The organism is Vibrio sp. YT-19(2023), assembly GCF_033337395.1.
This window is the reverse complement of the sequence record NZ_JAWOQN010000367.1, coordinates 1-786: the sequence shown is the minus strand read 5'-3', so window position 1 is coordinate 786 and position 786 is coordinate 1. Positions and strand designations below refer to the sequence as shown.

At 45.2% G+C, this 786-nt stretch carries 1 protein-coding gene; it reads left to right on the top strand.

Annotated elements, in window-relative coordinates:
* Positions 1 to 3 precede the first annotated feature (3 nt).
* Positions 4 to 690 (top strand): phosphoglycolate phosphatase, encoded by a 687-nt coding sequence (locus tag R7E78_RS25940; RefSeq protein ID WP_005496518.1) that lies wholly within the window; start codon positions 4 to 6, stop codon positions 688 to 690.
* The last annotated feature ends 96 nt before the right edge of the window (positions 691 to 786 follow it).

Below are 786 nucleotides of genomic sequence, written 5' to 3'. Positions count from 1 at the left end.
ATTATGACTCAACAAGATATTAAACTGATTGCGTTCGATCTGGATGGCACATTGTTGGACAGCGTACCTGATTTGGCCGTTGCTGCAGACCAAGCGGTACAAGCTTTGGGTTACCCTGCGGTATCGGAAGAGCAAGTACGTGATTACGTAGGTAACGGTGCTGACGTCCTGATTGGCCGCGCACTAAGCCAAAGCATGACCATCAGTAGCGATCTTAGTGAAGAGCTGCGTGCAAAAGGACGCGAGCTGTTTGATGACTTTTACGCGCAAAGCGGTCATCAGCTGAGCCATCTTTACCCAACAGTAAAAGAGACGCTAGAAGAGCTACATCAGGCAGGCTTTACGATGGCTCTTGTAACGAACAAACCATCGAAGTTTGTTCCAGAAATTCTAGAGCAACATGGCATCGCAAAATACTTTGTGGACGTATTGGGTGGTGATGCATTCCCTGAGAAAAAACCAAATCCAGTCGCACTGAACTGGTTGATGGAAAAACATCAGGTGAAAGCGAGCGAAATGCTGATGGTTGGCGACTCGAAGAATGACATCCTTGCGGCGAAAAACGCAGGTTGTGCTTCGTTTGGTTTAACATACGGTTACAACCATGGTGAGCCTATTTCAGCTTCAAACCCAGATTTTGTCGCAGACAGTTTATCTGAATTATTGGAAGTAGTAGCCGTTTCTGCATAACGGCAACAAAAGAGCTTCCAAAATACTTGTTAATGAGTACACTGAGTAAACCGTGCGCTAAAAGCCGCACGGTTTTTAATTTTAATTAGATTAAGA